Source organism: Roseivirga sp. UBA1976 (assembly GCF_002336325.1).
GTDB classification, from domain to species: domain Bacteria; phylum Bacteroidota; class Bacteroidia; order Cytophagales; family Cyclobacteriaceae; genus Roseivirga; species Roseivirga thermotolerans.
This window is the reverse complement of record NZ_DDDQ01000158.1, coordinates 1-7619: the sequence shown is the minus strand read 5'-3', so window position 1 is coordinate 7619 and position 7619 is coordinate 1. Positions and strand designations below refer to the sequence as shown.

Sequence of the window (7619 nt, the reverse complement as noted above, 5' to 3'; positions counted from 1 at the left end):
GCAACGATCAGTCTATATACCTGGGAGCCTCGCCCCGTGCATCACTCGCACTGCTCAATGGCGCCCGTGCTTTTGCTGCCATCAACGGTCGCGATTTCGTAACCCCTGACGACATTAAGTTTTTGGCGGCTCCTGTGCTTAAGCACCGCATACAACTTACGCCAGAAAAAGAAATGGAAGGCAGTTCGGTAGATGAGGTAATCAATCAGTTGGTGGCCAAAGTAGAAGTACCTCGCTAATGCGCTTGTTCAAGGCTCTATATTTTTCACCCCGCTTTCACACGCTGGCTTTTGTGCTGGTGTTCTCCCATATATTTGCCTACCTTCTACCCGCGGTGAGTATAATAGCCGACCTGTTGTTATATTTCTCCCTGGCACTCTTAATTATAGATTATTGCTGGCTGTTTCTTACAAAAAAGGGCCTCTCGGCCGAACGCCATTGTGCCGAAAAATTCTCTAACGGAGATGAAAATCAGGTATCTGTTTGGGTGGAAAACCACTACGCCAATCCGGTGGGTATTGCCCTGTATGATGAACTACCTGAGCAGCTGCAAATAAGAGATCAGCAATTTTCCACCACCTTAAAAACCGGAGAAGTAAAGGAGTTTAACTATTCCATAAGGCCCACAAAACGGGGGGAGTATCACTTCGGGAATATCAACCTGTTGGTAAATACGCCTATTGGTTTATTAAAAAGACGCTACATACTGGGTACTGAGAAAACAGTGAGTGTTTATCCATCATTCGTACAAATGCGCAAATACGAGCTTTTGGCTTTGTCTAACCAGCTCCAGGCCTTTGGGGTAAAAAAGATCAGGCGCATTGGAAACAACATGGAGTTTGAGCAAATCAAAAACTATGTTTCGGGAGACGACTACAGAAAGGTGAACTGGAAAGCTACGGCTCGCAAAGCGGCATTAATGGTTAACCAATATCAGGATGAGCGGTCGCAGCAGGTCTATTCGGTGATAGACAAAGGTCGGGTAATGCAAATGCCTTTTGAAGGGCTCAGCTTGCTGGATTATGCCATCAATGCCTCATTGGTAATTTCTAACATTGCCCTCAAAAAAGGAGATAAAGCAGGCATCATCACCTTTCAACACAAGGTGAACTCCATTTTGCCGGCTTCTTCCAGAAACATGCAATTAAACCTTATTCTGGAACACCTCTACAAACAAAAAACAGCCTATAAAGAATCAGATTTTGGGCAACTATATGCCAATATTAAACGGAAGGTCACTCAGCGCAGTCTCATATTGCTCTATACCAATTTTGAGTCGCTATCGGCTTTGCACCGCCAACTTCCTTACCTAAAACGCATTAGACAACATCACCTGCTGGTTTGCATATTTTTCGAAAACACAGAAGTAACCAAGTTGACCAAAAGTAAGGCCAGTGATTTGGAAGAAGTATATACAAAGGGTATTGCCGAACAACTACTCCTGGAAAAACGCCTGATTGCCAAAGAGCTGCAACGGCACGGAATCCACAGCATTCTAACACCACCAGAACAGCTAAGTGTGAATACTATTAATAAGTACCTTGAGCTTAAATCGAGAGGGCTGATATGACCGAGTCTCTGCTTAGCTACTACGAACGTATGTCTGTTGGCGATAGATTTCTATTTCAGACTCAGGGTTTGTGGACCACTATATTCTGGGTATTTGCGGCATTCCGCATCTTTCTGCACATGTGGATTTATGAAAAAGCCCAATCTCCATTTTACCACCCCAATGTCACAGGAACTGACGCTTTAAAACAACGGTATCTAGGCCAGTCTACAGCTGATATTGAAAAGCTAAGAAAGAAGCATCCTGATATAAAAGACCCAACGGTCGATGGAAATCATATGGGTAGAGACCAAGAGTTTTTACTCATTTGCTTTTTTACATTCTGGTGGAACAAAGAGCCGGACGACTCAAAAACACTCTTGAAGTGGAAACACAGAGCCAACATTGCCAACTTCATATTCTTAGCCCTACTCCTGTTTGTCATCCTTCTTTTTTTCTACTTGCAAGAATATAATCTACGCCTCGATAGCTTTAAAAAAGACTGGTTTTACTTACTCTCCAATTAGACTATGAAAGCAAAGCGCCTTATTGGATTAGCTGTTGGCATAATCCTCATTTTAATGATGTGGAAGACTTTTAGCCAAAAAGGAGTAAGCCATCTCGATACAAACTTCAGAGAGGTAGCGCGCTATAGAAACGAGAACAATACCGGCCCTGTCACGCGTGTGTATGTAGTTGCTGTTAACGACACCAACTGGACAGATCTGGAAGCGTATGGCAACTTTCAGCCACACTCAAAACTCGGCACTACCGAGGTGTTCTTCTTTTTAGAAGGACAAGATATTCCTACAACACTTAGCGGTTCGGCCCCATATTTCAGCTCGTCCTACAACCAGCAGGTGATCGCCCATTATGAAAAAAATCCATCGGGTCTGGTTTCATTCAAGAAGTTCCCTTTTTCGGTAATTAAACTAACCCTTCAGGGTTTTCAGAAAAACCCCTGAGCTTATCAGCCATGCAGCAATGTGCAGTGCTCGACAAGAGAGTTTGATGGAGATAAGAAAAACAATCTTTCACAGGAAGGAGCAATTCAAACCCCAACGGCATTGATCACTATGCCTAAGCCAAAACAGAGGCCTAAGCCTTATTTAATAAATCACTAAAAAAAGTAGCCTTATTAATCTCTACTGACATAGGGCTGTCACAGGAGCCTGTTTACTTGGCACCATCAATTCATTCATACTTTTTTTAAACACTAAAGAAATGGAAACACAACCCCTAACCTCCAAAGAACAAATGTTTGTTTCAACCGATGTAATGCTAAGGCACTGGCAAGGTCACAGAAACCTAACCAGAAGAGTGATAGAAGCCTTTCCGGAAGACAAGCTCTTTTCACATTCCATTGGTGGAATGCGACCCTTCGCCCATATGGTAATGGAAATGATTGACATTGCCGAGCCTGGCGTGAAAAGCTTAGCCACCGGAAACTGGGAAAAGGTAGAAGAGTTCGACCACACCAAAACAATGCCCCAAACCAAAGAAGGCCTGCTAGAGCGGTGGGATAAGGTAACAGCGCTGATCGACAAAACATGGCCCACCATAGCTCCTGAACGATTTCAGAAGGTGGAAATCGCTTTTGGTCAGTATGAAAATGCCAACTACGACACGTTATTTTACTTTATCGACAATGAGATACACCACAGGGCTCAAGGCTATGTTTACTTGAGGTCGCTCGGAATTGCGCCACCTTTCTTTTGGGAAAGATAAGGTCAAATACTCAAACTAATTCAGGTGCCTCTTAATAGGCACCTGAATAGATAATGCCTTTAACACTACCGGCCCTGTGGTACCACAGGCTGGGTCCAGGCCGTTTCAAAGTCTCCTTCTTCGAAAGGGTTTTCTTTGAGTCGGGAAGACACAATTTTGGTGCGCACAAAGAGCACATCATTAGGAATGGCCAACTGCACTTCCGCTCCTCCTTTAATAGCAAAAACCTCCGCTTTCTTCCTGCCTTTTCTCACCCCAATCAGAGACGTTTTGTAGGTGACTCCTTCTTCTGCTTCAATGGTCAGCGAAATGGTACCCTCTTTTACCCGATAGTTGCTCAGTTTAACTCCGGTAGATGCATAGAATTTACCCTCTTCCATAGCCTCTACAATTGCATTGCCGGTAAGTTCACGGGCCTCAACCATTACCCAACCTCTACCGCTATTGCTAAACTGCGGGCCAAACTGATGGTAGTAGTGGCTATCGTCTGTAGCAATACCATACATTATGGGTTGCCCTCTTTCCAGATAAGCTATGTTAATGGCATCCCACATTTGCTCTGTACTCAGGCGAATTGAATCGCCATAGTTATTTACTGAAGGATGCCCGTTAAACAGTTCAAAGAAGCGCTCCCCTTTGAGGGCAATCATATCTTCAAGTGAAATAGCCCAACCAAAATTGGGATGGTTAATATGAGGCATTATTGGCTGACCGGTTGCCTCTCTCTGCTCCAGCACAGCATTGATATTATTTTGCAGCACTTCGGCCACACTATTGCCATGCCTTGGTTCTATCAGGTTCTTTACATTTGTGGCATTCATGTGCAAAGGCTTGCCATTGTAACTATCGGTGATTTCCAGCCCTCGCATAATTAAAAAGTCTTTGTCTTGAAAAAGCGGCAAGTACTCTTCTTCTGTTTTTAGTCTCACCATCAGTCCGGCAGAATCTCTGGAGTACTCTACCCAGTCGGTTCCATAAGCCGACAGATAATCATCGAACGCCTGTTGATAGATATGGCTTTTAGGAATCTTCTTCCATTTTTCGCCTTGTTGTAAAGTATTATGGTCAGTAAGACTCACAAAGTCATAACCATTGGATTTATACCAGTCCAAGACCATCTCAGGAAATGCATCACCATCACTCCAATAGGTATGCGTATGCAAATTTCCTTTAAACCACTTTTGCTCTTCATTTTGGCAAGAGAGTAAGCCAAGGAGTATTAGAGAGGCACAACACTTAAATAAAGTTTTCATTATCAGTATGTTTTGCTTCAGAAAGTTCTAAAAAAATCAGAATCCACATAGGGTATATTCTGTAAAGAGAGTATCAACAATATCTGAAGAGATATACATTCATAGTTGATTGAGTTTACATAAAGCGTTAAAAAACCATTTATTTTAATGACCCAGCGAAAAGCCCTGCCACATACGGTGACCAGGGCTTTTTCATTATCACTGTTATTAGCCAATAAATCTGTACTTTAGATAGGGCATTTTTTAACCATGAGAGCTTCACTCCTGATTATTTTTTTTGGATTTGCAGCAAGCTTTTCTCCAAACCTTTCGGCACAGAGTATTCAACAACTGCGCATCGCCTTCGAAAAGGCTCCCAACGACACCGTTAAGCTCAATACCGCCAAGCAACTTTTTGGCCGATATGTCTACTCCAAAGTAGACTCGGCCATTTTTTATGCAGAGCAGGTAATGGCACTGGGTGAAACACTAGCAAACCCAAAACATAAAAGTACGGGAGTCCAATACCTGGGTATAGCCTATACCATAAAAGGAGACTTTGAGCAAGCCGCTAACTACATGCAACAAAACCTGGATTACTATACCCGTATTGGCGACTCACTCAACATGGCATACACACTAAACAACCTGGGGGTTAACTTTCTGTATGCTGAAGACTGGCTTCTGTCCAGTCAAAATTTTTTGCAGTCCGTTCGAATTAAAGAAGATCTGGTGGCTCGGGGAGCTATTGGTTCAAAAGAGGCCGACCTGGCTTCCACATTGCTCAATGTGGCCATTACCTACGACAACCAAAGCGATACCTCTCAGGCGGCTAAGTACTTTACCCTGGCTCTCAATGAAGCCCGAATGGTTAAAGACAGCCTCAACGCTGCCAAAGCACAAAATGGCTTAGGTAATCTGGCTCTCACCCGAAAAAACTATGAACAGGCATTGCTCTATTTTAAAAGTATAGAACCGGTTTTTGCCGGCCAAAACGACTTGTTTTCTCTTGGTAAACTCTACAACAATATGGCTTTGTGCTATGCAGAGTTAAACAACACGAATGAGCTAATGACTTATGCCAAACGCGCCACAGAAGTGAACAAGGAAATAGGCAATGAGCAATCGGAGGGATTGGCTCTGATGTATTTGGGACTTGGTTACTTAAAAATGAACCGGTTTGGTGAAGCCATAGAAACTTCTGCCAAAGCACTATCCATTGGGCAGAGGCTAAACACAAAAGCACTAATGGCCGGCAGTCATAAAAACCTCTATGAGGCCTATGCAGCAGTTGGCAACTATACTAAGGCCTATGAATATTCACTGCTATTTCAACAGACAGACAAAGACCTCTACTCTTTGGAAAGAGCAGAGCAAATTGAAAAGCTCAGCGCCCAATATGAAGCAGAAAAGCGAGAAGCTCAGATTCTTCAGCTCAACCAAGAAAAAGCACTTCAAACCCTGGCTTTGGAAAAGGCAAACTCAGAGCGCAACCTTCTGCTTGCTCTGCTCGCCAGTGCGCTTATTCTAGCCGCCCTCATTATCTACTTCTATCGAAAAATTGCGCTGAGTAAAAAACAACTGAACCAGAAAAACGCGGAGCTAGAACGGTTGAATAAAACCAAAGACCGATTCTTTGCCATTATTTCGCACGACCTCCGCAGCCATATCAGCGCCTTTCAAAGCTCTGGCCGACTTATGAAACACTATATGGCCGGTAAAGACACTCACAAACTGGAAACTCTGGGTAAGGAACTAGACAAGAGTGCACACAACATCGGTCATTTGTTAGACAACCTGCTGCAATGGTCTATTGATCAGCTACACGGCTATGAACCTAAACCACAGCCGCTTTCGCTCAAAGCGGTAGCCCTTGAACTTATTCAAATCTACGAGCCTCAGGCGTTGGCCAAAGGGCTCTCAATCCATAGCACCATAGATGATAATCATAAAGTGATGGCCGACCGGGGGAGTCTTTTTGTAGTAATGCGCAACCTGCTGGCCAATGCCATTAAGTTTACCGAGCAAGGCCGCATACAGCTTTTTTCAACCATTGAAGAGAACTGGGTGGTTCTAGGTGTTCAAGACTCGGGCATAGGCATACCCGCTCCTATGCAGGCCGAGTTATTCTCCATAAACGAGCAAAAAATAAGAAGGGGAACACAGAATGAGAAGGGAACCGGTTTAGGCTTGCATTTGGTCCATGAGTTTGTACGAATGAATGGGGGTAAAGTAGCCGTAAGATCCGAACCCTATGAGGGAAGCACCTTTTTAGTATATTTAAAACATGCCTGAGGTGACCGTATTTGTGGTAGAAGATGAGCTAATCCATGCCGAAAATACCAAGTTGAGCATAGAAGAAGCAGGCTTTCGGTTAGCTGGTGAGTGCGCTCATGCCGACATGGCCCTTAGCGCCATCGAAAAGGCACATCCCGATGTAGTACTGATGGACATCTCACTACCCGGCAAACACAATGGCATTAGTTTGGCCAAAAAACTGGCCGAGTCAGGAGGCCCGCCTGTTATTTTCACTACATCTTACAACGACACTGAAACCATATCTGAAGCGGCTCAGTCGGCTCCCGTATCTTACCTGGTAAAACCTATTGACACCCACAATCTAAAAGCCGCAATTACCCTGGCCCTTAACTCTCGCACCGGCCCGACCGCCTTACCGCAAACCACCGATCAGGAATCGCTTTTTGTAAAATCGGGCAACAAACTACAAAAAGTATGGCTCAAGGATATTCTGTGGCTGGAAGCAGCCGGAGACAATTACTGCAAAATTGTAACCTCCACGCATCAGCTGGTTTCCCGACATACTGTAAAGGCCATGGTCAGAGAGCTCAACTCAAGCTTGTTCATACAAATACACCGTGCTTTTGTAGTGAATCGCAACCACATAGAAAGCATCAATGAAAAGGAACAAACAGTAGTGGTTGGGGGCAATGAAATTCCATTGGGCCGAACCTTTAAAGAGAATCTCTATGCTCAACTAAAGCGATATTAAACTTCGGCTTACTCCAAAGCTTCATTGGCTTACAGAAACCTATCACTGGCTGACATTTCGAAAACACGCACCATCAAAATGCCCACCTTGGATGCATCAT

Annotated in this window: 8 protein-coding genes; 7 read left to right on the top strand and 1 reads right to left on the bottom strand. The window is 44.0% G+C overall.

Features of this window, described 5'->3' with window-relative positions; translation table 11 throughout:
• The 5 genes from B3763_RS16050 to B3763_RS16030 all read left to right on the top strand — a co-directional run.
• Positions 1-239 (top strand): AAA family ATPase (locus B3763_RS16050; protein ID WP_414707140.1); only part of this gene is annotated, 239 nt, incomplete at its 5' end.
• A complete protein-coding gene (locus tag B3763_RS16045) occupies positions 239-1570 on the top strand; it encodes a DUF58 domain-containing protein (protein ID WP_286747782.1) in 1332 nt (443 codons plus the stop codon). The genes B3763_RS16050 and B3763_RS16045, both read left to right, overlap by 1 nt.
• Positions 1567-2076 (top strand): hypothetical protein, encoded by a 510-nt coding sequence (locus B3763_RS16040; protein WP_286747780.1) that lies wholly within the window; start codon positions 1567-1569, stop codon positions 2074-2076. Before B3763_RS16045 ends, B3763_RS16040 begins: the two co-directional genes overlap by 4 nt.
• A 3-nt stretch (positions 2077-2079) precedes the next feature.
• Complete coding sequence (locus tag B3763_RS16035; RefSeq protein ID WP_286747779.1) at positions 2080-2514, top strand: hypothetical protein; 435 nt, start codon at positions 2080-2082, stop codon at positions 2512-2514.
• 259 nt (positions 2515-2773) lie between these two features.
• A complete protein-coding gene (locus tag B3763_RS16030) occupies positions 2774-3277 on the top strand; it encodes a DinB family protein (RefSeq protein WP_189629225.1) in 504 nt (167 codons plus the stop codon).
• Positions 3278-3342: 65 nt separating this feature from the next.
• On the opposite strand, the gene B3763_RS16025 is transcribed toward B3763_RS16030, so the two are convergent.
• Entirely contained in the window at positions 3343-4530 is a 1188-nt protein-coding gene (locus tag B3763_RS16025) for a PHP domain-containing protein (RefSeq protein ID WP_286747776.1), read from the bottom strand.
• A 249-nt stretch (positions 4531-4779) separates the two neighbouring features.
• On the opposite strand from B3763_RS16025, the gene B3763_RS16020 reads away from it, so the two are divergent.
• Both B3763_RS16020 and B3763_RS16015 read left to right on the top strand, forming a co-directional pair.
• Positions 4780-6804, top strand: a complete 2025-nt coding sequence (locus tag B3763_RS16020; RefSeq protein ID WP_286747774.1) for a tetratricopeptide repeat-containing sensor histidine kinase — start codon at positions 4780-4782, stop codon at positions 6802-6804.
• Positions 6797-7519, top strand: coding sequence for a LytR/AlgR family response regulator transcription factor (locus tag B3763_RS16015; RefSeq protein WP_189629222.1), 723 nt, complete (start codon positions 6797-6799; stop codon positions 7517-7519). The genes B3763_RS16020 and B3763_RS16015 overlap by 8 nt, the downstream gene beginning before the upstream one ends.
• The last annotated feature ends 100 nt before the right edge of the window (positions 7520-7619 follow it).

Bases quoted from the DNA above. Each gene is read 5' to 3' on its own strand.
- B3763_RS16045 (WP_286747782.1), top strand. From the start codon at position 239: ATGCGCTTGTTCAAGGCTCTATATTTTTCACCCCGCTTTCACACGCTG.
- B3763_RS16040 (WP_286747780.1), top strand. From the start codon at position 1,567: ATGACCGAGTCTCTGCTTAGCTACTACGAACGTATGTCTGTTGGCGAT.
- B3763_RS16035 (WP_286747779.1), top strand. From the start codon at position 2,080: ATGAAAGCAAAGCGCCTTATTGGATTAGCTGTTGGCATAATCCTCATT.
- B3763_RS16030 (WP_189629225.1), top strand. From the start codon at position 2,774: ATGGAAACACAACCCCTAACCTCCAAAGAACAAATGTTTGTTTCAACC.
- B3763_RS16025 (WP_286747776.1), bottom strand. From the start codon at position 4,530: ATGAAAACTTTATTTAAGTGTTGTGCCTCTCTAATACTCCTTGGCTTA.
- B3763_RS16020 (WP_286747774.1), top strand. From the start codon at position 4,780: ATGAGAGCTTCACTCCTGATTATTTTTTTTGGATTTGCAGCAAGCTTT.
- B3763_RS16015 (WP_189629222.1), top strand. From the start codon at position 6,797: ATGCCTGAGGTGACCGTATTTGTGGTAGAAGATGAGCTAATCCATGCC.